Origin of the sequence: Moraxella lacunata (assembly GCF_900453205.1) — a bacterium.
GTDB lineage: Bacteria > Pseudomonadota > Gammaproteobacteria > Pseudomonadales > Moraxellaceae > Moraxella > Moraxella lacunata_B.
Genome location: NZ_UGQU01000002.1, coordinates 207,868 through 233,965, shown reverse-complemented (window position 1 = coordinate 233,965; position 26,098 = coordinate 207,868). Strand labels below are relative to the sequence as shown.

General features: G+C 40.4%; 19 protein-coding genes, 1 pseudogene and 1 other annotated feature (1 of these 21 cut by a window edge). Of the genes and pseudogenes, 17 read left to right on the top strand and 3 right to left on the bottom strand.

Features of this window, described 5'->3' with window-relative positions:
• Positions 1–4, bottom strand: a sequence feature (His leader region); it reaches 119 nt to the left of the window's first position.
• A gap of 429 nt (positions 5–433) precedes the next feature.
• Both gltA and DX073_RS14285 read right to left on the bottom strand, forming a co-directional pair.
• The gene (gene gltA / locus DX073_RS06525) at positions 434–1,711 is read right to left on the bottom strand and encodes a citrate synthase (protein WP_115006764.1); all 1,278 of its coding nucleotides are present in this window, start codon (positions 1,709–1,711) and stop codon (positions 434–436) included.
• A 15-nt stretch (positions 1,712–1,726) separates the two neighbouring features.
• Complete coding sequence (locus DX073_RS14285; RefSeq protein ID WP_029103421.1) at positions 1,727–1,906, bottom strand: hypothetical protein; 180 nt, start codon at positions 1,904–1,906, stop codon at positions 1,727–1,729.
• A gap of 876 nt (positions 1,907–2,782) precedes the next feature.
• Here DX073_RS14285 and sdhC point away from each other — a divergent pair.
• From sdhC to DX073_RS06450, 13 genes are all read left to right on the top strand, one after another.
• Positions 2,783–3,163 carry a succinate dehydrogenase, cytochrome b556 subunit gene (gene sdhC / locus DX073_RS06515; RefSeq protein ID WP_115006762.1) on the top strand — a complete coding sequence of 127 codons (381 nt, stop codon included), beginning with the start codon at positions 2,783–2,785 and terminating at the stop codon, positions 3,161–3,163.
• The gene (gene sdhD / locus DX073_RS06510) at positions 3,163–3,519 is read left to right on the top strand and encodes a succinate dehydrogenase, hydrophobic membrane anchor protein (protein WP_029103419.1); all 357 of its coding nucleotides are present in this window, start codon (positions 3,163–3,165) and stop codon (positions 3,517–3,519) included. Before sdhC ends, sdhD begins: the two co-directional genes overlap by 1 nt.
• Positions 3,520–3,555: 36 nt before the next feature.
• The gene (gene sdhA / locus DX073_RS06505; protein ID WP_115006760.1) at positions 3,556–5,406 is read left to right on the top strand and encodes a succinate dehydrogenase flavoprotein subunit; all 1,851 of its coding nucleotides are present in this window, start codon (positions 3,556–3,558) and stop codon (positions 5,404–5,406) included.
• Positions 5,407–5,542: 136 nt separating this feature from the next.
• Positions 5,543–6,253, top strand: coding sequence for a succinate dehydrogenase iron-sulfur subunit (locus tag DX073_RS06500; protein ID WP_115006758.1), 711 nt, complete (start codon positions 5,543–5,545; stop codon positions 6,251–6,253).
• 506 nt (positions 6,254–6,759) lie between these two features.
• Entirely contained in the window at positions 6,760–9,609 is a 2,850-nt protein-coding gene (locus tag DX073_RS06490) for a 2-oxoglutarate dehydrogenase E1 component (protein WP_115006754.1), read from the top strand.
• 76 nt (positions 9,610–9,685) lie between these two features.
• On the top strand, positions 9,686–10,897 hold the full coding sequence (odhB, locus tag DX073_RS06485; RefSeq protein ID WP_115006752.1) for a 2-oxoglutarate dehydrogenase complex dihydrolipoyllysine-residue succinyltransferase: 1,212 nt from the start codon (positions 9,686–9,688) through the stop codon (positions 10,895–10,897).
• 62 nt (positions 10,898–10,959) lie between these two features.
• Complete coding sequence (gene lpdA, locus DX073_RS06480; protein WP_115007534.1) at positions 10,960–12,405, top strand: dihydrolipoyl dehydrogenase; 1,446 nt, start codon at positions 10,960–10,962, stop codon at positions 12,403–12,405.
• Positions 12,406–12,496: 91 nt separating this feature from the next.
• Positions 12,497–14,044 (top strand): SH3 domain-containing protein, encoded by a 1,548-nt coding sequence (locus DX073_RS06475; protein WP_115006750.1) that lies wholly within the window; start codon positions 12,497–12,499, stop codon positions 14,042–14,044.
• A gap of 12 nt (positions 14,045–14,056) precedes the next feature.
• Complete coding sequence (gene rfbB / locus DX073_RS06470) at positions 14,057–15,118, top strand: dTDP-glucose 4,6-dehydratase (protein ID WP_115006748.1); 1,062 nt, start codon at positions 14,057–14,059, stop codon at positions 15,116–15,118.
• Between the two features lie 10 nt (positions 15,119–15,128).
• Positions 15,129–16,031 (top strand): dTDP-4-dehydrorhamnose reductase, encoded by a 903-nt coding sequence (gene rfbD, locus DX073_RS06465; RefSeq protein ID WP_115006745.1) that lies wholly within the window; start codon positions 15,129–15,131, stop codon positions 16,029–16,031.
• Between the two features lie 12 nt (positions 16,032–16,043).
• Positions 16,044–16,913: a glucose-1-phosphate thymidylyltransferase RfbA gene (gene rfbA, locus DX073_RS06460; RefSeq protein ID WP_115006743.1), complete on the top strand. Its 870-nt coding sequence runs from the start codon at positions 16,044–16,046 to the stop codon at positions 16,911–16,913.
• A 6-nt stretch (positions 16,914–16,919) separates the two neighbouring features.
• Positions 16,920–17,465, top strand: coding sequence for a dTDP-4-dehydrorhamnose 3,5-epimerase (gene rfbC, locus DX073_RS06455; protein ID WP_115006741.1), 546 nt, complete (start codon positions 16,920–16,922; stop codon positions 17,463–17,465).
• 18 nt (positions 17,466–17,483) lie between these two features.
• Complete coding sequence (locus DX073_RS06450; RefSeq protein ID WP_115006739.1) at positions 17,484–18,146, top strand: acyltransferase; 663 nt, start codon at positions 17,484–17,486, stop codon at positions 18,144–18,146.
• Positions 18,147–18,367: 221 nt separating this feature from the next.
• On the opposite strand, the pseudogene DX073_RS06440 reads toward DX073_RS06450, so the two are convergent.
• Positions 18,368–19,022: pseudogene (locus DX073_RS06440) on the bottom strand (IS1595 family transposase).
• Positions 19,023–19,178: 156 nt separating this feature from the next.
• Between DX073_RS06440 and DX073_RS06435 the strand changes: the two are divergent.
• The 4 genes from DX073_RS06435 (at position 19,179) to DX073_RS06420 (ending at position 26,091) form a co-directional block, all read left to right on the top strand.
• Positions 19,179–19,879, top strand: a protein-coding gene (locus DX073_RS06435) for an IS1 family transposase (RefSeq protein WP_228707437.1) whose coding sequence is annotated in 2 segments (ribosomal slippage) — positions 19,179–19,527 and positions 19,527–19,879 — 702 coding nt in all. Because the reading frame shifts where the segments join, the coding sequence is not laid out codon by codon here.
• A 7-nt stretch (positions 19,880–19,886) separates the two neighbouring features.
• Entirely contained in the window at positions 19,887–23,891 is a 4,005-nt protein-coding gene (locus tag DX073_RS06430; RefSeq protein WP_181814385.1) for a glycosyltransferase domain-containing protein, read from the top strand.
• A 2-nt stretch (positions 23,892–23,893) separates the two neighbouring features.
• On the top strand, positions 23,894–24,901 hold the full coding sequence (locus DX073_RS06425) for an NAD-dependent epimerase (protein WP_115006733.1): 1,008 nt from the start codon (positions 23,894–23,896) through the stop codon (positions 24,899–24,901).
• A 17-nt stretch (positions 24,902–24,918) separates the two neighbouring features.
• The gene (locus DX073_RS06420; RefSeq protein WP_115006731.1) at positions 24,919–26,091 is read left to right on the top strand and encodes a nucleotide sugar dehydrogenase; all 1,173 of its coding nucleotides are present in this window, start codon (positions 24,919–24,921) and stop codon (positions 26,089–26,091) included.
• The last annotated feature ends 7 nt before the right edge of the window (positions 26,092–26,098 follow it).

Sequence of the window (26,098 nt, the reverse complement as noted above, 5' to 3'; positions counted from 1 at the left end):
ATGATGACGAGTGGCGATAACGGGGTAATTCATGATAAATAAGATATAAAAAGTTTTTAATATAGGCGTTATCATAAGGTATTTTTTGCTAAATGGCAAGCGTTATTTTTGTAAAATGTTTGGTATTTTTTAAATTGATGATGGGGTATGCTTGTATTTTCACCTTATTTTATAATTGGTTCTAGTTCAAAAAGTATGTTACAAAGAAAACCATTCGTGGTAAGCCATGCCTGCTCATAACGATTTTCCTACTCGCAGGCAGGCTCAGGGGGGAATGGAAAACCTAGTTTGACATACTTTTTAGACTAATACCTTATAATTTAATAAAAACGGTAACAATGACAAGCATGCCCTAATGTTTACATGTCCCAACCATGACCATAAAATCCCCCAATCGTTTGGAGGATTTTATGGTCATTGTTAAAAGACAGGATTATTTGCGGTCTTCAACTTTAACAAAAGCACGGTGTTTTTCACCCACATAACGCTGACGTGGACGACCGATTTTGAATGCTTCTGAGTGCATTTCTGTCCAGTGAGCAATCCAGCCTGCGGTACGAGCTAGGGCAAAGATAACAGTGAACATGGACGTTGGGATGCCAATGGCTTTTAGGATGATGCCAGAGTAGAAGTCTACGTTTGGATAGAGTTTACGGTCGATGAAGTATTGGTCAGACAGAGCGATTTTTTCTAGTTCCATCGCTAGTTGTAGTTTGGGGTCATTCACGCCCAAGGCACCTAACACTTCATCACAGGTCTCTTTCATGACTTTGGCACGTGGATCAAAGTTCTTATAAACACGGTGCCCAAAGCCCATGAGTTTGGCTTCTTTGGTCTTAACTTTTTCCATGAACGGAGCAACGTTCTCAACCGAACCAATCTCATCTAGCATGGTAAGTACTGCTTCGTTGGCACCACCGTGTGATGGCCCCCATAGAGCGGCGATACCTGATGCGATACAGGCGTATGGGTTGGCACCTGTTGAGCCTGCTAGACGTACAGTAGAAGTCGATGCGTTTTGTTCGTGGTCAGCGTGTAGGGTAAAGATTTTATCCATCGCTTTGACTAGCACAGGATTTGGTTTGTAGTCCACATCACCGGGTGTTGCGAACATCATGTATAGGAAGTTTTCAGCATAGCTAAAATCTTTGCGTGGATACATGAATGGCTGACCGATAGAGTATTTGTAGCTCATGGCGGCAAGGGTTGGCACCTTGGCAATCAAATCCACAGCCGTGTCATCACGGTGGTCAGCGTCAGAGATGTCTAGATGGTTGTGATAGAAGGCAGACAATGCACCGACCACACCAATCATAATCGCCATCGGGTGAGCGTCACGGCGGAAACCTTCAAAGAACTTACGCAGTTGGTCATGCACTGCCATGTGCTCATTGATGCGTGTGTAGAATTTGTCTTTTTGTTCGGCGTTTGGTAGGTCGCCATAGAGTAGGGCGTAGCAGACTTCTAGGTAGTCAGCGTTGTCCGCAAGCTCATCAATGGCATAACCACGGTGCAAAAGCTCACCTTTGTCGCCATCGATATAAGTTAGGGCAGATTCTACGGGGGCAGTTGCCATGAAACCAGGGTCATACGTCCAAAAACCTGCTTTATTGACCGCGGTCACGTCTAGTACAGGGCGACCCAAGGTAGATTCTAGGACTGGCATTTCATATTCCGTGCCATCAACGACTAATTTCACTTGTTGTGTCATAATAATAACCTTAATTTAATGGTGCCTAAATCCTGACCCAAAAGCCTTATCCTGCTTGGTTTGGGCTAATTTGGCATTGTGAATTTGCATGCTGGCAGGTAGCCGAGCATGATGTCCTTGGTCTTGTTGGTCGCTGAATTCCTTGCAACGTGCGTCCGTTTGCCAAAGCAAAGGCATATTGCTCATCATCGCCATCAAGTATCATGATGATACAAAAACTTTGCCAAACTTACAAGCCCTAGCATGATAAATTCCTTAAAAAATTGTAATTAATCCCCCAAACCCTTACACTCATTCACTTTTTTGCCTAAGCTTATCCTGCTCTGACCGTCCAAATCGTAAAAACCTTAGCCATCATACGGATTTTTTGACATATTTTGTAACAATATTATCGTCAAATTGGTTAAAATTTTGGCAAAAAATTTGACGTCAGTTACATAAAAGTTGTAATTTTGTTTGTAAAATTTGTTCAAGCGTTTTATAATTTATCTGTTTAACTTGGCAGGTCATTTTAAAAAACGATAATCAATTTCATTGTCAATAGGGTAACACGACATTTGATAAATTTTGTGATAAGTTTTGTGATAATTTCACAAAAAGTTTGGTAAAAGTCTGTGAAATTTTACCGATAAATACTCTCAAATGTACTGTTTGGGCAAAGTTTTTAAAAGATTAAAGGTTTTTAATGATTTGTAAAAGTAAAAGTAGCGACGTGTTTAAGCCTGATGGCTTTTGCATGGTTGCTTGGCACGCTGACACTGCGTGACACAAGCGACATTGATTTAACGCTGTGTTCAGACTTCTTATTTTTAAAGACAGCCTGACGGTGTGATTTTTTGCGTTTAAAAATTTAAAATATCTTTCTATATAATATTCATGATGCTCATGCCGACTTATGTAGAGTAACTCATCAGATTTGGCGGATAAAACCAAAACCGATATTTTAAGTTTTTAATTTTACAATTGAAAGGCCGTTTTGTATTTTAATTGTGGCAAAAATCACCCAAAAAGCCAGCTCTCCTTGCCGTCTTGTTCGTTTTGTACGGCTCATTTTGATAAGGACGCCCGCTCGTGAAAGATAACCGACCGATTAACTTACCCCTAAGCCAAGTGATTGCGGTAAACTCAAAGTCCCCAATCGCTATGGCTTCTATTTTGCACCGTGTATCAGGCATTGTGCTGTTTTTGCTTGTGCCTGTCATGCTGTGTATTTTACAGACATCACTGTCATCGCCAGAAGGGTTTGAGACGGTGCTAAATAATATCGCCCTTAGGTTTGTGGCGTGGATTTTTGTGGCGGCGACCGCTTACCATTTTGTCATGGGAATCAAGCACTTACTTGCTGACCTTGGCATGAACGAAGAGTTCAAATCAGGTAAGACGGCGGCGATTGTGAGCTTTGTTATCGCATTTGCCTTGATTATTGCGTCCTTTGTGTGGGTGATGTTCTAATGAAAAGAAACAATTCAGGCATTAAAAGTGCCACGGGTCTCACAGGTTCAGGCTCTCGTGATTGGGTGCTACAACGTATTAGTGCGGTGGTGCTTGCCCTTTATTCTGTGGTGTTGGTAGGATTTTTCCTATTTAATCAAGTGGATTATCAAGCATGGCATGGCTTTATGATGAGCTTGCCCATGAAATTATTTAGCCTTGTGGCGATTTTATCGCTCGTATTTCACGCATGGGTGGGTATGTGGACGGTATTTACCGACTATGTCAAATCGTCAGGACTGCGTATTGCTCTACAAGGCGTGGTCATCGTTGCCATTTTGGCGTACCTATTTTGGGGCGTGATGATTTTTTGGTAAATCACACTTTTATAAGACATTGATAGGAAAAATAGTATGGCATTAGCACCAGAAAAACCGATTGAAAATATCCCCACGCTAAACTTTGATGCGGTCATCGTTGGCGGTGGCGGTTCAGGTATGAGAGCGTCTTTACAGCTCGTTGAAGGCGGTATGAAAGTTGCCGTTTTGACCAAAGTATTCCCAACCCGTAGCCACACTGTTGCCGCCCAAGGGGGTATCGGTGCGTCTTTGGGCAACATGAGTCCTGACAACTGGCATTTTCACTTTTATGACACCGTTAAAGGCTCTGACTGGCTGGGCGACCAAGACGCCATTGAATATATGTGCCGTGAAGCCCCAAAAGTCGTGTACGAACTAGAACACATGGGTATGCCGTTTGACCGTAACGCAGACGGCACGATTTATCAGCGTCCGTTTGGTGGACACTCTGCCGAATACGGAGCAAAACCTGTTCCCCGTGCGTGTGCGGCAGCCGACCGTACAGGACACGCTCTTTTGCACACCCTTTACCAAAAGAACCTAGAAAAAGGCACGCAGTTTTTTGTGGAGTGGATTGCCCTTGACCTTATCAAGGATGCTGACGGCAACATCAATGGCGTGATTGCCCTTGACCAAGAAACAGGCAATATCTCAGTATTCCAAGCCCAAACAACCGTACTGGCAACAGGCGGTGCAGGGCGTATTTTCCGTGCGTCAACCAACGCCTACATCAACACAGGGGACGGCTTGGGCATGGCGGTGCGTGCAGGCATTCCTTTGCAAGACATGGAATTTTGGCAATTTCACCCCACAGGCGTGGCAGGAGCGGGTGTGCTTTTGACCGAAGGCTGTCGTGGTGAAGGTGCGATTTTGCGTAACAAGCATGGCGAGCCGTTCATGGAGCGTTATGCACCGACACTAAAAGACTTAGCCCCCCGTGATTTCGTCTCTCGTTCTATGGACCAAGAAATCAAAGAAGGTCGTGGCTGTGGCCCTAATGGCGACTACATTTTGATGGACATGACGCATTTGGGGTTAGACACCTTGATGAAGCGTTTGCCGTCTGTGTTTGAGATTAGCCATAACTTTGCTAACGTGGACATCGCCAAAGAAGCCGTGCCTGTCGTGCCTACCATTCACTACATGATGGGCGGTATCCCAACCAACATTCACGGTCAAGTAACCGTGCCTGTGCTAGACGGTCATGTGGACGAACAAGGTCTATATACCGAAGGTCGTGTGGTCAAAGGCTTGTACGCCATTGGCGAATGTGCGTGCGTGTCAGTACACGGTGCAAACCGTCTAGGCACGAACTCACTGCTTGACTTGGTGGTGTTTGGTCGTGCGGCAGGTCAGCATATCCTAGACGAATTTGCCAAATCAGACCGCAGTTATAAGCCACTTGACCCACGAGTGCTAGACTTTACTCAGTCTCGTCTTGATAAGCTACAAAACTCTACCGAAGGCTACAACGCCCAAGAAGTTGCCGATGAAATTCGTAACATCATGCAGTCTCACGCTGGCGTGTTCCGTACGCAAGCACTCATGGACGAAGGCGTAGAAAAAATCATGGCACTGGCTCCAAAAGTTGCCCAAATCCACCTAAAAGACAAATCAGCCGTCTTTAACACCGCTCGTATTGAGGCGTTGGAAGTTGCGAACCTTTACGAAGTGGCAAAAGCGACCATGCTATCAGCGTCTTTGCGTCATGAATGCCGTGGGGCTCACAGCGTGCTGGATTATGAAAAGCCAGAAGATGACAGCTATGCCCCACTAGGACGTAACGACCATGAGTGGATGAAGCACACGCTTTGGTACTCTGAGGGCAACCGTGTGGTGTATAAGCCTGTACGCAAAAAGCCTTTGACTGTGGACTACTGTGAGCCACGAGTGCGTACGTTCTAATTTTGACAAATTATCTAAGTTGGGTGTAAAAGCCCAACTTATACAGATGAATTGGCAAAATGTATCATTTCAAATTTAAATTAGGTCTTTTTTAACAAAAACAGTTAAAAATCCCAAATTCCCAATGGAGAAACCCATGAGTCGAGGCAAACGCATTGTAGAGATTTATCGCTACGACCCAGACAAAGACAAAGCCCCCTATATGCAAAGCTACGAGATTGAGCTGTTGGACTCAGACCGTATGCTACTAGACGTGCTACTACGCCTAAAAAAACAGGACGAAACCTTGACATTCCGCCGTTCATGCCGTGAGGGTATCTGTGGCTCGGACGGTATGAACATCAACGGCAAAAACGGCTTGGCGTGTCTTATCAACATGAACACCTTGCCTGAGAAAATCATCGTTCGCCCCCTACCAGGTTTGCCAGTCATCAAGGACTTGGTGGTGGACATGAACCAATTCTACGCCCAGTACGAAAAAGTTCACCCATTCCTAATCAACTCACAACCTGCTCCGCCAAAAGAGCGTTTGCAGTCGCCAGAAGACCGTGAGAAGATGAATGGCTTGTATGAGTGTATCTTGTGTGCGTGCTGTTCTACGTCTTGTCCGTCATTTTGGTGGAACCCAGACAAGTTCTTGGGGCCGTCAGCTCTACTCAACGGCTACCGCTTTATCATTGACAGCCGTGATACCGACACCCAAGCCCGTCTGGCTCGCCTAGATGACCCATTTAGCTTGTTCCGTTGCCGTGGTATCATGAACTGCGTATCTGTCTGCCCTAAGGGTCTAAACCCTACTAAGGCTATCGGTCATATCCGTAATATGCTACTTGATGCGGCAGGCTAACCGCTTGCCTTATCAAAGCCCTGCCGTTTGGTGGGGTTTTTTTTGTTTGTGTAAATAAATATAGTCAATATTTATTTATACTTAATCAACTTAAAAATAGATATATAAACTATCTGTAAGCCATAGGGGTAAATTGCAATTTACTCCCGTAAAGCGATTGAATTTTACAATTTTGATTGTGGATAGCTTTATGGTAAATGAAAATTTGGCTCAGTATATTTTTAGACCGCCGCCATTTATAATTTGGATTTTTATTATGATTAAAATTTTAAAATGGTTAATTAAAAATTTTAAAATGAAGTTGAATTGGTATAAATAGGCGGTTTTTGTTAAAAATTAAGGTCTGTTCACATTTTTAAAACCATTGCAACTTGTCATCTTGGGCTAAATGGCGTAAACTATACAAGATAAATTTATTTTTTGCAAAATCGGACATTTTGACTGGTTTTTTATGAAATAATTTAAAAAATCAATCAAAAATTATCATTTACCAAGAGTGGCAAATTATGACAAAAAGTAGCAAAGACACGGTGGCTTACCAAAGCACCGAATTGACAGCGGACGGTGCAGCGTACATTGAAGCCTTGTACGAAGAGTATTTGGCGGATAAGGCAAACGTGAGCGAAGATTGGCAAAAGTATTTTGCTGATTATGAGCAAGCAGGCGATGCTCCACACAACGCCATTAAAGAGCAGTTCTTGCTTCTAGCTCGCAACCAAACCAACGCTCGCCCCGTGGTGTCAGCACCCAGCACAGGCGGTCAGGGCAACCCAAAACACATGGCGGTGCAACAGCTTATCAGTGCCTATCGCCGTCGTGGACACCGTAAAGCCAAGATTGACCCATTGGGATTGCAAAAGCGTGATGGCATTGAGGATTTGACCTTGGCTTATCATGGCTTGTCTGAGGCTGACCTTGACACGGTATTTTCTACCAGTCTGATGAGCATTGGCAAGTCTGAAGCGACCTTGCGTGAGATTATTGAGACTTGTGAGCGTATCTATTGCGGTAGCATTGGCTACGAATACATGCACGTCTTTACCGCCACTGAGAAAAAGTGGATTGAAAATTATATTGAGTCTAACGAAGGTTATATTCAATTTAGCAAAGACAAAAAACTTGAAATCCTTGACCGTTTGACCGCCGCCGAAGGCTTAGAAAAATACCTAGCTCGTAAATATACAGGCGTTAAGCGTTTTGGTCTAGAAGGGGGCGAGAGCTTCATTCCTGCCGTGCATGAGATGATTCAGCGTGTGGGAACCTATGGCGCCAAAGAAGTGGTGATTGGTATGGCTCACCGTGGTCGCTTGAATCTACTTGTCAATATCATGGGTAAAAATCCGTCTGTGTTGTTTGATGAATTTGACGGTAAAGTTCAGCCAACAGTTGGTTCGGGCGATGTGAAATACCACAATGGATTTAGCTCAAACGTGGTTACCAAGGGCGGTGAGATGCACCTTGCCTTGGCATTTAACCCGTCTCACTTAGAAATCGTCTCTCCTGTTATGCTAGGCTCGGTGCGTGCTCGTCAAGCCCGCCGTAGTGAGGCTTATGGCTATGATATTGACAACAGCACGGTACTACCTATCGTGGTACACGGCGATGCGGCGTTTGCAGGTCAAGGCGTCAACCAAGAGACTTTTCAGATGTCGCAAACCCGTGCCTACAAAACAGGCGGTACGGTGCATATCGTCATCAACAACCAAGTAGGCTTTACCACGTCTCGCCCTGATGATGCTCGCTCAACTGAGTACTGCACGGACGTTGCCAAAATGGTACATGCCCCTGTCCTGCACGTCAATGGCGATGACCCAGAGGCGGTGGTGTTCGCAAGCCAGCTTGTGCTAGATTATCGCACCGAATTCGGTCGTGATGTCGTGCTTGACATTGTCTGCTATCGCCGTAACGGACACAACGAATCAGACGAGCCGTCAGCGACTCAGCCACTCATGTATCAAGTCATCAAAAAATTGCCAACCACTCGCACCCAATACGCCCAAAAATTGGTTAGCGAGGGCGTGCTAACTGCCGAGCAGGCAAATGAGATTGATGATGCCTATCGTATCGCCCTAGACAATGGCGAGGACGTGGCTCACGGACTTGCCAAAGAGCCTGATACCAGCTTGTTTGTGGATTGGTCGCCTTATGTGGGTCATGGCTTAACCGATGATGTCAAAACTGGCGTACCTGTTGAAAAACTAAAATCCTACGCACAAGCCATGGCAAAAGTGCCAGAAGGTTTTGAATTACAACGTCAAGTTGCCAAAGTGTTAGAACAACGCCTTGCCATGCAAACAGGGCAAGAACCCCTAAACTGGGGTGCTGCCGAAACATTGGCATACGCATCGCTTGTGGACGAAGGTTCGCTTGTGCGTATCACAGGCGAGGACGTGGGTCGTGGGACATTCTCACACCGTCATAGCGAGCTGTACAGCCAAAAAGATGCCAGTCTATATATCCCATTACAGCACATTCGTGAGGGGCAAGCTCGTTTTGCTACCTACAACTCACTGCTATCAGAAGAAGCAGTGCTTGCCTTTGAATATGGCTATTCTACCACCGTGCCAAATGCTCTGATTGTGTGGGAAGCTCAGTTTGGCGACTTTGCTAACGGAGCTCAGGTGGTGATTGACCAATTTATCTGCTCTGGCGAAACCAAATGGCAACGTCTATCAGGTTTGACCATGCTATTGCCACACGGCTTTGAGGGTCAAGGCCCTGAGCATTCATCAGCTCGTTTGGAGCGTTTCTTACAGCTATGTGCTGAGGACAATATGCAGGTCATCACCCCAACGACTCCTGCTCAGATTTTCCACGCTCTACGCCGTCAAGTGGTACAAAAAGCTCGTAAGCCACTCATCGTCATGTCGCCCAAGTCGCTACTTCGTCATCCGCTTGCCACGTCTCAGCTTGATGAATTGGCAACTGGTAAATTTGAAAGTGTGCTGCCTGAGATTGACAAGCTAGACAATGATAAAGTGGTGCGTTTGGTACTTTGTGGTGGTAAAGTTTATTACGACCTATTGGAAACCCGCCGTAAACTTGGTATCACGGATGTGGCAATTGTGCGTATTGAACAGCTTTATCCATTGCCAGAAGAGCGTATCTTGGCGGAGCTTGCTAAGTATCCAAACCTAGAACAAGTGATGTGGACGCAAGAAGAGCCACTTAACCAAGGTGCGTGGTACTACCTATTGCCAGAGCTACACCGCTTGACAGAAGGTAAAGCCAAACTGCTACCTGCGTCAGGTCGTCCTGCGGCGGCAGCCCCTGCGACAGGTTCGCCAAAAATCCACAACGCCCAACAAAAAGCCTTGATTGCACAGGCGTTGAACGTGAGCGTGGAACAGTTGTAATTTGACAGCACACAGGGCGACTTGTGTGCTTATTTCTATTTTTAATTTTTAAATTTAAGTAAACTTGGAGTTTATCATGGCTGAAATCAAAGCCCCAGTATTCCCAGAATCGGTACAAGACGGCACAATCGTAGAATGGCACGTTGCCGAAGGTGACCAAGTTGCCCGCGACCAACTGCTTGCCGAGATTGAAACTGACAAAGTTGTGTTAGAAGTTGTTGCCCCTGATGACGGCGTAATCACCAGCATCACCAAAGGCGTGGACAGCACCGTATTGTCTGCCGAAGTGATTGCTACTTTTGAAGCAGGTGCAACCGCCACACCAAAAGCAGAATTACCAAAAGAAGAAGCTGACAAAGGCACCACCATTGACCCAGCCAGCGTTGCCGCTCCTGTACAGCCAAAAGCCGAAGCCGAAGGCGACTTTAAAGACCAAAGCCCTGCCGTGCGTAAAGCCGCCAAAGAAACAGGCGTAAATCCAGCAGACGTACAAGGCTCAGGTCGTGGCGGTCGTGTTACCAAATCAGACATGATTAACCCAACATTGAAAGCTGACAACGGTCAAGTTATCGCTACTGCCATCGGTCAACGTATTGAAAAACGTGAGCCAATGACTCGTCTGCGTAAGCGTATCGCTGAGCGTCTACTATCTGCCACCCAAGAAACCGCCATGCTTACTACTTTCAATGAAGTAAACATGAAGCCACTCATGGACTTGCGTGCCAAATACAAAGACCAATTTGAAAAACGTCATGGCGTAAAATTGGGCTTTATGTCGCTATTTGTAAAAGCAGCTACCGAAGCGTTGAAGCGTTTCCCTGCGGTCAATGCCTCTATTGACGGCGATGACATTGTATATCATGGCTACTATGATGTGGGCGTGGCGGTGTCAAGCGACCGTGGTTTGGTTGTGCCTGTCCTTCGTGATACCGACAGCATGGGTCTTGCCGACATTGAAGGCGGTATTCGTGATTATGCCATTAAAGCCCGTGAAGGCAAATTGTCTATTGACGAGATGACGGGCGGTACGTTCACCATTACTAACGGTGGTGTGTTCGGTTCTCTTCTATCTACCCCAATCATCAATCCACCACAAACCGCTATTCTAGGTATGCACGCTATCAATGAGCGTCCTATGGCGGTCAATGGTCAAGTGGTTATCCTACCAATGATGTATCTGGCTCTGTCTTATGACCACCGTTTGATTGACGGTAAAGATGCGGTACAATTCTTGGTAACGATTAAAGAGCTTATCGAAGACCCAGCACGTCTATTGCTAGACTTGTAATTTGTCAAAAAATGCCTGCTCAAAGGGTGGGCATTTTATTTTTAAAATAAGAGAGAATAATGATGAAAAATTCATATGATTTAGTGGTTATCGGTGGCGGGCCTGGTGGCTATGAAGCTGCCATTCGTGCCGCCCAACTTGGGTTTAGCACCGCTTGTATTGAAAAACGCATTCACAAAGGCGAACCTGCTCTTGGCGGTACTTGCCTAAACGTGGGCTGTATCCCGTCAAAAGCCTTGCTTGACAGCTCACACCGCTACGAAGCAACTCGCCATGAACTTGCCGAACACGGCATTACCACAGGCGATGTGGCGATTGATGTATCAAAAATGCTAGAACGCAAAGACAGCATTGTCAAAGGCTTGACCGCAGGCGTGGCAGGTCTACTAAAAGGCAATGGCGTGGACTGGCTACAAGGCGTGGGTACTTTGCTTGACGGTAAATCAGCCGAAAAACAAGTCAAATTTACCGCTCATGACGGTGCCGAGACCACGATTACTGCCAAATATGTGATTTTGGCGGCAGGTTCTGTGCCAATTGAAATCCCTGTTGCCAAAACTGACGGCGAATTTATCGTGGATAGCACGGGTGCTTTAGAATTTAAAGAAGCCCCAAAACGTCTTGGCGTTATCGGTGCTGGCGTGATTGGCTTGGAGCTTGGCTCTGTATGGCGTCGCTTGGGTTCGGAAGTGGTTGTGTACGAAGCCATGCCAGAATTTTTGGCAGTTGCCGATAAAGACATTGCTAAAGAAGCGGGTAAACTGCTTAAAAAACAAGGTCTCGACATTCGTGTGGATACCAAAGTTACCAACGCTGAGGTGGTTAATGGTGAAGTGGTAGTTACTACCGATGTTAAAGGCGAAACCAAAACCGAAACCTTTGACAAACTTATCGTCTGCGTGGGTCGCCGTGCGTATAGCGAAGGCTTATTGGCTGACGGCTGTGGTATTGAGCTTACCGAGCGTGGGCTTGTGGCGGTAGATGACCAATGCAAAACCAACCTAGATGGCGTATATGCCATTGGCGACTTGGTGCGTGGCCCGATGCTTGCTCACAAAGCGATGGAAGAAGGCATGATGGCGGTAGAATGCATTCATGGCGAAAAAGCCCAAGTAAACTACGATACTATCATCAGCGTGATTTATACGCACCCTGAGATTGCGTGGGTAGGCTTGACCGAAGAGCAAGCAAAAGCCAAAGGGCATGAAGTTAAAACAGGCTCATTCAACCTATCCGCCAACGGTCGTGCCTTAGCACAGGGCGAAGGTGTGGGTGTGATTAAAGTCGTGGCTGATGCTAAGACTGACCGCTTGCTAGGCTTACACATGGTGGGCGTGGGTGCTGGCGACATCGTACATCAAGGCATGATTGCCCTTGAATTTGTGTCTAGCGTAGAAGACCTACAACTCATGACATTCGCTCACCCAACCGTATCAGAGGCGGTGCATGAGGCGGTACTGTCGGCAGATGGTCGAGCCATTCATGCGATTCAGCGTAAGAAGCGTTGATTAGTGTAAGAGATTAATAAACATCTGTTGAAAAACAGGTGTTTATTTGTTATTATAGAAATATTTTACTTGTTTAATTATTGGGTTTCTTATGAGCAAGGTTTTGATTGTTGGTCATCAGTATTCTAATTATCAAAAATTAGAAGAAATATTAAATTTTTGTGGAATGGCAAAGGCATTGCCTTCCAAAGCTTACAGTATGACACCACAAGACATTAATATCAAAATTGGTAGTGTTGCCATATCAGCGCCACAAGAAGCGTTATCAACTCGACAACAGAGATCAGCCGCTAGTAGACTCTCAAAAAACCAAAAAACCCTTGTAGTTCGTCATGCTCAATCAGAAAGTTCTTATGTTCAAAAAAAGCCTAAAAAAATATGGGATAGTCTAGCTTTTGACTTGATTATGGCAAATGATGAACAGTCATTATGGGGCTGGGCAGACTCTAATGCTATTAGCCTGTTAGAGTATTGGGCTAATTTCGACGAAGACATGGTTTTTGTCTTAACTTATGATAAGCCCGATGTTATTTTAAAGCACCTGCTTAATGACGTTGAAGTCCAGCAGTTGGAACAATCAGTTATCGATGAAAAAACAAAAGATTGGTTTGAGTATAATCAAGCTTTAATTAACTTTTATCAAAAAAATAAGAATCGCTGTCTGCTTGTTAATGGTGAACAGGTATTGGATTCGGCAAAAGATTATGTTCATTCTGTTGCTAAAATTACTCAAATTGAATTTTCTTCAGGTAGTGAAGAATTGCCCACGTTGCAAGATGATGTTTCACTAGCAGATTCTCTGACATTAGATTTCTTGATTCGTGAAGTGCTTGCTTCTAGTGATGATATACATCAAATGTTTAATAGACTTCAAAACTTGGCAGATATACCACTTGTTAGTCGGGCTCAGATTGGTAGTACGTTAGATTTACTCAAAGAGACAGCGAGCAAGCAAAAAAAATTACTACAAATGGATGCTGAGCAAGAAATTCAGAGCAAGTTAATGGTTAACCGGCAAGAAAACTCACTGATGATTGAGCAATTGCACCAAACACAAGCAGAGCTTGAAAAATATTATCTTGAGAATAAAAAGTCATCAGATTTGCTACGTCAAGAACAAGAGAAGGTTAAGAGTTTAGAAAAACAGTTGACTAATAAACAAGAGTTATTAAATGCGAATCAGTTTTCACTGCAAATCAAACAAGAGAATGATTTATTAATTAAACAGCTTCATCAGACCCAAGAAGAGCTTGAAAGATATTATCTTGAGAATCAGAGATTAAAATCTCAAAAGCAAGAACCTGCCAAACCTGTATATTATGGAGCGGCAGATAGGGTAAAAGAAGATTTGCCTTATCGTCTTGGGGCGACTATGGTCAGTCACTCAAAATCTGCCAAAGATTTGGCGGTATTGCCATTAGCGTTGGCAAAAGAGTATCGTGAGTTTCAAAAACACAAACCCTCTGATGAGCTGCCAGCGATAGAAGACTATCAAGATGCTCACGAGGCGGAGAAAGTAAAAAAACATCTATCCTATCGACTGGGTAAAACGCTGGTGGAGGGGTTGAAGTCTCCTAAAAGTGCCATTGATTTGCCTGTAAGGTTGGGCAAAGAGATTGTTGGGTTTAACAAAAAATAAAGGGGGTATGCAATGTCAAAAGTATTTTTGGTAACAGGCGGAGCAGGCTTTATTGGCTCTGCTGTTGTTCGTCATCTGATTGACGATACCGATTATCAAGTGGTGAATGTGGATAAATTGACCTATGCAGGCAATTTGATGTCTTTAAAATCGGTGGAAAGTAATAACCGCTACCATTTTGAGCAAGCAGATATTTGTGATAAAAATAAAATTACGGAAATTTTTACCAAATACCAGCCAGATGTGGTAATGCACTTGGCAGCAGAGAGTCACGTTGACCGCTCTATCAATGGTCCTAATGAATTTATACAAACCAACATTGTTGGCACTTATGCTTTACTGGAAGTGGCTCGTGCCTATTGGTCTGATTTAAGTGATGATAAAAAATCCGTTTTTCGTTTTCATCACATTTCAACTGATGAAGTGTATGGCGATTTGCACGGTACAGACGATTTGTTTACCGAAACCACGCCTTATGCACCCAGCTCGCCTTATTCAGCCAGTAAGGCAAGCTCTGACCACTTGGTAAGGGCGTGGCTTCGTACTTTTGGATTGCCAACAATTGTGACTAACTGCTCTAACAATTATGGTCCTTACCATTTTCCTGAAAAACTCATTCCTTTAATGATTTTGAATGCTTTGTCAGGAAAACCGTTGCCTGTGTATGGCGATGGCAAGCAAATTCGTGATTGGTTGTTTGTAGAAGATCATGCTCGTGCATTGGTGCAGGTGGCAACCAAGGGTAAGATTGGTGAAACTTACAATATTGGTGGGCATAATGAAAAACAGAACATTGAGGTGGTTAAAACTTTGTGCGTATTGTTGGAGGAGTTATCGCCCAACAAACCTGCTGGCATAGCAAATTATGCTGATTTGATTACTTATGTAACCGACCGACCTGGACACGATGTAAGGTACGCCATTGATGCTGGTAAGATTGAGCGAGAGCTTGGCTGGAAACCACAAGAAACCTTTGAGTCTGGGCTTAGAAAAACCGTTCAATGGTACTTGGACAATCAAGATTGGTGGCAAGCAATTCTGGACGGTAGTTACCGCACCTACCAAACGCAATAAGGTGGCACAAATGAAAAAGATTGTGGTGTTGGCTCCCACAGGTCAAGTCGGTTTTGAGCTGGTGCGAGCCTTGTCGCCAATTGGCGAGGTTGTAGCGATTGGTAGAAAAGAAGTAGATTTTTCAAATTTGGACGAATTGTCGGAACGACTTTTGGCAATCAAGCCAGATGTGATTGTCAATGCCGCTGCCTACACGGCTGTTGATAAAGCAGAGTCTGAGCCAGAACAGGCCTTTTTAATCAATGAAAAATTGCCATTAACATTGGCAACAATCGTCCATAAACAAAATGCTCTTTTGGTTCATTATTCTAGTGATTATGTCTATAAAGGCGATGGCGAGAAGTTTTGGCAAGAAGATGACCCTGTTGCCCCCTTGTCGGTATATGGTCAGTCCAAATTGGCGGGGGATAATGCCATTATAGAAAATTGTCAGAACTATCTGATTTTTCGCACCAGTTGGGTGTATGCGGCACGGGGACATAACTTTATGAAAACAATGATAAAGTTGGCTCAAAGTAAAGAAAGTCTTAGTGTTGTCAATGACCAGATTGGTTCGCCAACCCCAGCCAGATTGATTGCTGATGTCAGTGCGATTGCCATTGTTAAAATGTTGGCAAGTCAGAATAAAGCAAAATTGAGCGGCGTATATCATCTAGCACCACAAGGTACAACCAGTTGGTATGGGTATGCAGACGAGATTTTTAGGGTGGCAAGAAATGCAGGCGTGGATTTGGCATTAAAAGATGAAAACTTTCACGGCATTCCAACCGAGAGCTATCCAACACCTGCCAAACGCCCCAAAAACTCTCGTTTAAATGTGAGCAAGTTGGAACAAACTTTTGACTTGACAATGCCAACTTGGCAAAATCAGTTACAGCTAACTTTTGATGAGTGGTATTTTTATCAATTTTAATTTTGTGGAGCAATGATGAGAAAAGGTATTGTATTGGCAGGTGGTTCGGGTACCCGTCTTTACCCAATTACGATGGGTGTATCCAAGCAGCTATTACCCATTTATGATAAGCCGATGATTTATTATCCGATTTCGGTATTGATGTTGGCAGGCATTAAAGAAATTTTGATTATTTCTACCCCTGACGATTTGCCAAGTTACCAAAAATTGCTTGGTGCAGGCGAGCAGTTTGGTGTAAAATTTTCCTATGTGGTACAACCGTCCCCAGATGGTTTGGCACAGGCATTTATTTTGGGCGAAGAATTTATCGGTCAAGATTCGGTGTGTTTGGTGCTGGGCGATAATATTTTTCACGGCAACAGTTTCTCAGAGCTTTTAAAAAATGCCAGTCAGCAAGAATCTGGGGCAACCGTGTTTGGTTACTTGGTACAAGACCCAGAACGCTTTGGTGTGGTAGAATTTGACGAACAGGGCAAGGCAATTTCTCTAGAAGAAAAGCCAAGCAAGCCAAAATCCAATTATGCGGTAACGGGTCTGTATTTTTATGACAATCGTGTTGTAGAAATTGCCAAAAATGTTAAGCCGTCTGACAGAGGCGAGCTTGAAATTACTTCAGTTAATAATGCCTATCTTGATATGGGTGAACTTAGTGTGGAACGGCTGGGGCGTGGCTTTGCGTGGCTAGATACTGGTACGCACGATTCGCTGCTAGAAGCCAGCAGCTATGTGCAAACTGTTGAGCATCGTCAAGGATTAAAAGTGGCGTGTTTGGAAGAAATTGGTTGGCGAAACGGTTGGCTTAGTGATGATGAGCTTAGAAAACAAGGCGAACTTCTGAAAAAAACGCAATATGGTCAATACATTCTTAGTTTATTCAAGTAGGTCAAAATGGAATATCAAAAATTAGCCATTCCTGATGTGGTATTATTAACACCAAAAGTTTTTGGCGATGAGCGAGGGTTTTTTATGGAAACTTTTCGTCAGTCTGAATTTGAAAAACATTGTGGGAATTATCAATTTGTGCAAGATAACCATAGCAGCTCTACAAAGGGGATTTTGCGTGGATTGCACTATCAACACCAAAAACCACAGGGCAAATTGGTGCGAGTGGTAAAGGGCGAAGTCTTTGATGTGGCGGTGGATATGCGTCAAAGTTCTCCCACCTTTGGTAAATGGGTAGGTGAATATCTAAGTGCTGATAATAAAAGAATGTTGTGGGTGCCACCAGGGTTTGCACACGGTTTTTTGGTTACAAGTGAATCGGCGGAGTTTGTTTATAAATGCACCGATTATTACAATCCTGGCGATGAGTATTCTTTGTTGTGGAATGATGGGACAGTCGGGATTGAGTGGCCAAATATAGATGCACCCATAAGTTTATCAATCAAAGATAAAGAAGGGTTGATTTTTGAGCAAGCACCGAAGTTTATATAAGTATATTGTGAGATATGTATGTCTAAGTTTGTGTATGACAACACCAAAAATATAGTTAATATTGGCAATAATGTACAAATTGATGGTCGTATTTATGGTGTGGGCAATATTGTTGATATTGATGAAGCGGCAACTCCTTCTACTTTTAAGATTACCATACATGGAAACAATAATAAAATTCGTATAGGTAGAGGCATGTATAAAGGTTTGAATGTTGTTGTAGGCTCGAATGTATTGGCAGACAATACAGAACTTGTTATTGGCAACCATACATCTTGCGAACCAAATTGTGAAATATTTTTATATAATAGTGGAAATAAATGTTATATTGGAACATCTGTATTGATGTCAAGAAATATTATTATTCGCTGTGGTGAGCTACCTCATTTGATATTTGATAAAAAAACAGGTGAGTGGCTAGATAAGTCAGAAGGCGTATTTATTGGCGATAGAGTTTGGATTGGCGAGTTTGCATATATTGGTAAGAGAACAACTATCCCTAGTGGTTGTGTTGTTGGAGCTATGAGTGTAGTAACCAAGCGTTTTACTGAAGAAAATGTTGCGATTGCTGGCAATCCAGCAAAAATTGTTAAAAAAGATATTTATTGGGCTAGAAATGAAAAAGTGTTGGATAAGGATAGTGTTTATTATCAAAACTTAAAGTTCAATTATGAGATATGATGATATACAGTACTGATGATGATATAGCCATCATATGCTTTAATGAAAGAGCTGAAGAGAGTGTTTCTGAAAATAGAACCGTTAGATTAACACTTAGTAAAGGTCATAATTTGCTTAACTTTGATTTATCTTGTGTGAATCTGGATAGAAAAATTCGATTTGACCCCATGAGAACAAATGGTGTATTTTTAATTAAATCATTGGGGCTGTAGTAGATAAGCCTAAATCCCACACCATTTTCTAAGCACTTTAAGCTGATTAGATGGTGTACCATAATTAAACCTAAGCTCACATTCTTTGATAAAAAGATGAAAGTTTTTCTTGTCAATGCCATTGTACTTTCTAAGAACTCTCTTGGCTTGTGACCAGAAGTTTTCAATGCCATTGATGTGGTTGCGGTCTTTGGCAAACTCTGTTGAGTGATTGATACGAAAGTGTCTAAAATCACTCACATCGAGAGCATTGTAACTTCGATAGTTGTCAGTATAAACAATACTGTCAGGCTTGATTTTACTTGTGATAATTGGCATTAGTGTGTTGGTTTTGGTATCTTTGACAGCAACAGTATAAACCTTACCATTGCGTTTTAAAAGACCAAACACCGCTGTTTTACCACCTGCACCACGACCACGCTTACCTTTACGAACGCCACCAAAGTAACTTTCATCTAGTTCAACCTCGCCGTCAAAGAGTTCTTTGGCTTCTTGGGCTAAATGGTATTCTATCACAAGTTAAGATTTTGTGGTAAAATAAAGCTGATGAGTTATGCTGAATACCAAGCAAATCACTTGCTGTTCTAGCAGCAACTTGTGCTACAAAAAATTCAAGCAGTTTTAACTGTACTTTTTTACTTAGTTTACAACGGGTTATCTTCATATTTGTAGTATATCACATTGTGTAATCTACTACAGCCCCAAATCATTTTATTTTGAGGAGTTATTATAATGTCAAACTATTTAGAACTTTGGTATTGTTAAAAACAAATACATAAGTTAAAATAGCTCAATACTTTACCATATAGAGTAAAAACCAATGAACGAAACATTTGATAGTTGTCCTAAATGTAAGCACAAACACTTTGTCAAAGCAGGTTTTAACAATGGCAGACAACGCTATAAGTGCAAAGGTTGCAATCATTACTTTTCGGTACATAAACCAACGCATCATAAAAGCGAAGAAACCAAGCAAATGGCAATCAATATGTATCTAGAAGGTTTGGGCTTTCGCTCAATTGGTCGCATATTAGGTATTAGTTATGGCACAGTCTATCAATGGGTTAAAAAACTTGGTGAACAACATCAAATTAAACAAGATAGCAATCAAGCGATAGATATCGTTGAGCTTGATGAGATTCATAGCTACACCAAGCATAAAAAAACGCTTGCTGGACTTGGGTTGCCATTGACAGAACAACAAAACAAATCTTAGGTTTTGTTTGTGGCAGACGAGACACCAACACCTTTAAACAGCTTTACAATCAATTGAATATCCATAACATTCAACTGTTTTGTAGTGACTACTGGAAATCTTACCTTGAAGTCATTCCAAAATCAAAACATATGACAAGCAAAGCTCAAACTTTTACCATAGAGGGCTATAATAGTCTCATTAGGCATTTCACAGCAAGATTTAGAAGAAAATCAAAATGTTATTCTAAATCCGAGAAAATGATAGAAAACACTTTGAACTTACTGTTTGCTAAGTGGAATGGAACTTTGAATTATGTATTTTAGTTTAACAATGCCAGAACTTTTAAAAAAAGCGAATGAACTATATGCAAATCAACAATATACAGATGCATTAAATATTTATCGTCAGTTGATTTCTTATCCCAATGTGCAATTGGATAGCGTACATTTAAGTATTTATTTTTGTCTAAAAAATCTTGGGTTTTTTAAAAATGATTCTTTAAAAAAGATTGTTGTTTATACTTGCAATTTTGGTAATTACGAGTCTATTAAAGAACCGGTTTTTCAAGACCCCACAATTGAATACATCCTGTTTACTGATAATAAATATTTAAAATCAGAAAAATGGAAAATTTGCGTTCTGGATAATGTGGATGCTAAGTTAAGCTCAAGAAGAAAGTCTAGATTACCAAAGATTCTTGCTCATAAGTACTTACCCGAACATGATTTTTCTTTATATATTGATTCATCCTTACAACTAAAGACGGCAGATATTAGATTTTTGGTATCAGAAACACTCCAAGAAAATGATATAGCTTTATACCCACATTATAAACGTTCTTGCGTTTATGATGAGATTAATCATGTTAGGGCATCAAATAATAACGATCGTAAAGAAGATGATTCTGTTTGTGACAAAGCTATTAAAGCCTACCAAGATTTAAATTATCCCAAAAACAATGGGTTGTTTGAAAATGCCTTTATTGTACGTAAAAATAGTGAATCTATACGTAACCTAAATGAGGTTTGGTGGAATTATTACATATCCGATTCCGAAAGGGATCAGTTTACCTTTATGAGGGCTACATATACTACAAAAACACCAATAAATACAATTAAGTTTGGAACAGATTTTAGAAAGAGCCCGTTCATAAAATTTGTAAGACATGAAATGAATACTAATAGCAAAAAAATTGCTATTGTGGTACATTGTTTTTATTTAGATGTTTGGGAAAATATATATAAAAGACTGGAGCAATTCAATACACAACAGTTTGATTTATTTATTACAGGACAGTTAAGTATCCTTAATACCATAAAAGATCAAATAAAAGATAAGGATAATGTTTTCTATCTCGAATGTGAAAATTTAGGTATGGACTTACTACCCTTCTTAAAAGTGGTGAAACATTACAGGCTAGATGAGTATAATGCAGTTTTAAAACTACAGACAAAAAACATAAAAACCCTAGAACGAAAAGTACAGGGGGATATGATTTTTGATGCTTTAATTAATAAAGATGTTTTTAGATTTTTGGATAAGTACTCTGCAAGTAATCACTGGAGTGCTATCTATCCAGGTTTATATGCTCGCTCATTGCAAGCATTGATGTATTTAAATGCAAAAAAGGTTGAACAATTAACAAATATTTTGGGATTAAAATTTGATGAAAACACAACATTTAGTGCAGGTACAATGTTTTGGATTAAAGGAGAGCATTTGTGTCCTCTAATAAAATCCTTTTATACCATAGAAAAAATGTTTATTGATTCTCAAGAGCAGGTCACGACAGGTGGCGATGGTTCATTGGCTCACGCCTTAGAGCGAGTTTTTGGTTGTCTAGGTAACGAATCGGAGAAGTTGTTTTCGTTTAGGATTGGATTGAATAATCCGCATTATGATATTTTTAATAAATCTAATTTCATTACTTTATTTGGGGACGTTCAGTTTTCTGATTCTAGAAGGTTTATTGATGCATATCACCAATTGAATGTTGCAAAGGAAATTGTTTCGCTACAAGAATTTGATGAAAAATTCTATCTGAGTAATGTTCGAAATTACAACTCATTAATGTATGATTTTGCAAAAAAATCTCCCGCGTGTCATGCTATACTATATAATGATTTGTATAACTTTGACACAAGCAATGATTTTTCTTATTTATTCTATAAATTAAATAACTTAGATATATTAAGAAAAAATAAATCTGCTTTGGTGCATTATGTGCAAAATGGAAAAAAAGAGAGTAGATTGACTTTCCCAGATCATCAGTCCATTGCTGAAATACTTGATAGCTTTGGTCTGTTGAGCAATTGTGATCAATCTATTATTCATAAAAGAAATAAAAATAGCAAGGAAAAGCTATCTGTAGAAAAATATAGGTTGGTATATCCTTTATTGTGCAAAGCAATGGAGCTGTACTTAAATGATGAAAGACTATCTCGGGAAATTCATCTTGGAATTGCACATGGTGTTGCTATACCAACAAACTCAATAAATTTTGATTACCCAGTTAGAAATTGGGTGGAAAAAGTAGCTTTGTTTTATTTGTTGCAGGGCAATTATACAAAAGCATTTGAGTTTTATGATCGGTTTTGGACTGGATTGGAAAATAAGACTTTCCCCAAAAAATCAGTAGGTTTGAAACCTACATATGCCAAAATAAATAATAAAAATAGAGAGTTATTTCAGAATGTTGATGTTAACCTTAATAATTTATTTAAAAAAATAAATAAAAAAATATGTGTATATACATCTTTATACGGCAATAGGGATGAACTTCCTTCTATTAATTGTTGTTTTAAGGATGTAGATTTCATTTGTTTTTCTGATAGATTGCACGATAACAAGGATTGGAAGGTGGTTGTTGTGCCTTCGGAATATCAAGATGATAACTTGAATGCAAAAAGATTTAAGGTGCTTCCTCATAAATATTTAGGCGAATATGATGCATCTTTGTTTGTTGATGCTAATACATTTTTTTATGGAAATTTAGAGGAATTAATTAAATGCTATCTATTGTCTGAAAATTTTGTGATGTGGAAACATCCAGAGAGAGATGACGTTGCTTGGGAGGTTGCTACCATTATTGCACATAGAAGACATAGACCCCTAGAAGTTATCAATCAATTAAAAGCATATGTGGCACAAGGCATGCCTTCCAATACTGGGATTGCAGAAGGCTCTTTTATATGGAGAGTACACAATAATCTTATGCTTAATCTTTTTATGGAGGAATGGTGGGAACATATCCAAACTTACAGTAAAAGAGATCAATTGAGTTTATCTTTTTTAATGTGGAAAAATAATTTCAGACCAACAACCTTGCCAGATTATTTAGGTGATGGGCGAAAGAATATTTATTTTAGTAAATTTAGCCACAAGGACGTACTTAAAAATTATAGTTCCATCTCTGTTAATAATGTAATAAGTGCAGTAGTTTTTGTCTTTAATAGTAAATTCAAAAATTCTGGTTCTACAGTGATGAGAGGCTTTCAATTATGCGATATTATACAACAAAACTTACCAAAAAAATTGATTGGTAAACTTAATATTAGCATAACTGATAATTATAAAAATATTCAAAATAGCATTATATTTGCAACTAAAGGTTTTATGTCCACCGTCACCGCTAATGACTTGCTAAACCTTAAAAATAATGGCAATATTATTTGTGCTGACTATGTTGATGCTAAAGTAAATCAAGAACATATTGATTATATTGATGTTTTGGTGGCTGCATCAATTACTGCTTTTATTGACTACAACACTAGATTTCCACACAAAATGGTACATCTGTTAACTCACCATGTTGATCCTCGTATTGAACAACTTAGAGGAGCTGTTGAGAAACCAAAAAATAAAGTTGCGTATTTTGGTGAAAGAGTTAATGCCAAAATAACTGATGGGGCTTTGGAGTATATTGATGTGTATCAAGTTGATACAAGTGGCAAGGATATGATGCATACTTGGATTAAGCAAGTGCCAAATTATCAATATCATTATGCTGTCAGAAATCGTCGTGGAATCGATGGTCATAAACCATTCACAAAGGGTTTCACTGCCGCCTGTGTTGGAGCAAAGTTAATTCTTGAAAGAGATGTGGATGATGCAATGTATTATTTGGGTTACCATTATCCGTACTTTATTGATTACAATGAAAATAATATCAATGAAACACTTGAGCATATCTTAGATAAGCGAACAAGCAACGGCATTGTTGACTTGGAACTTGCTGATAGGTATATACAGTCTCTAAGGGAAAGATCTACGCCAACATTTATTGTTAATGAGTTTATTAAAATGGTTTCATATTTTATAAATATAGAGGGTTAGTTATGAGTATATTGGTAACAGGTTCAGCTGGCTTTATTGGCTCAGAGGTTGTGTTAAGCCTTTTGGGTCGAGGGGAGAAAGTTGTTGGGGTTGATAATCATAATGACTATTACGATCCAAAACTAAAAGAAGATAGATTGAATCGCTTTATCAATCATGAGAATTACATTCATTACAGAATTAATATTGCAAATCAAAAAGATTTAGAGAAATGTTTTGAAAAACATAAAATTACCTCAGTAGTTCATTTAGCAGCTCAAGCAGGGGTGCGTTATTCTATTGATAATCCATTATCTTATATAGAAAGTAATTTGGTTGGCTTTGCTCACATCTTAGAATGTTGTAGACATCATTCAATCGAACATTTAGTATACGCTAGCAGTTCTAGTGTTTATGGCGCAAATAAAACCATGCCATTTTCTATACATGATAATGTTGACCACCCCTTAAGTTTATATGCTGCCACAAAAAAATCAAATGAATTGATGGCACATACTTATAGCCATTTGTATGACTTACCTACAACAGGGTTAAGGTTCTTTACCGTTTATGGACCTTGGGGTAGACCAGATATGTCCCCTTTTAAATTTGCTGATGCAATAATTAAGGGTGTCCCATTGCAAGTTTATAATTATGGTAATCACCAGAGAGATTTTACATATATAGATGATATTGTTGAAGGTATCGTTCAGGTCTTATTTAAGCCAGCTCAACCCAATCTTAATTGGAGTGGACTATCTCCTGATAGTGGAAGTAGTTTTGCTCCTTGGAGAGTGTATAATATTGGCAATAGTCAGCCAGTTGAGTTGATGGATTATATACAGGCATTGGAAAAGTCATTTGGTATAGAGGCTAAAAAAGAATTTTTACCAATGCAAGCGGGGGATGTTTTGGCTACCTACGCAGATGTATCTGATTTAATAGAGGATATTAATTATCAACCCAAGACAAATATTTATGAGGGTATTGAGAAGTTTGTTGATTGGTATCGTTCCTACTATAATGTTTAATATTATTGAGATTTTAAATGAAGAACATCACAATTACAGGCACAGGCTATGTTGGTTTATCTAATGCGGTATTATTATCGCAAAAATATTCCGTCATTGCCTTGGATATTGATAAAAATAAAGTAGATAAAATCAATAATCGTCAGTCTCCAATTGAGGATAAAGAAATCGCTGAATTTTTATCAAGTAAGTCATTAAATTTAACAGCAACAACCGATAAAAATTTAGCCTATCAAAATGCGGATTTTATTATCATTGCCACGCCGACCAATTATGATCCAAAAACTAATTTTTTTGACACTTCTAGTGTTGAAGAAGTCATTGATGACATATTGTTGGTCAATAAAACTGCGACAATAATTATCAAATCCACCATACCAGTTGGATTTACCGAGAGTATTAAAAAAAGATTGGGTGTGAATAATATTATTTTTTCGCCAGAGTTTTTGCGAGAAGGTAAAGCGCTATATGATAATCTATATCCATCTCGCATTATTGTTGGAGAAAAAAGTGAACAAGCAGAAACATTTGCCAGTTTACTAGCTAGTTGTGCCATCAAGAAAGATATTGATGTATTGTTTACTAACAATACAGAAGCTGAAGCAATTAAATTATTTGCCAACACTTATTTAGCACTTAGGGTTGCTTATTTTAATGAACTTGACACTTATGCATCTGTACATAATTTGGATACACAAGCAATTATTAAGGGTGTATGCCTAGATCCAAGAATTGGCGATTATTATAACAACCCATCTTTTGGTTATGGTGGTTATTGTCTTCCAAAAGATACTCAGCAATTATTAGCCAATTATCAAAATATTCCACAAAATCTTATCCAAGCAGTTGTATCATCCAATCAAACCCGCAAGCGTTTTATTGCTGATGATATTTTGGCAAAAGAGCCAAAAGTAGTGGGTATTTACCGATTGATTATGAAATCTGGTTCAGATAATTTTAGGGATTCGGCGATTTTTGATGTGATTAAACATTTGCGAGCCGAAGGAGTGCAAATCATTATTTATGAACCAAATTTATCTGAAAACGAATATTTTGGTTGTCCTGTCATTAAAGAATTGGCTGATTTTAAATCAAAGTCCGATATTATCGTTGCCAATCGCAAAAGTGATGAGTTGGCAGAAATTGATAATAAGGTTTATACCAGAGATATTTTTGGTGGCGACAATTAATAAAAGG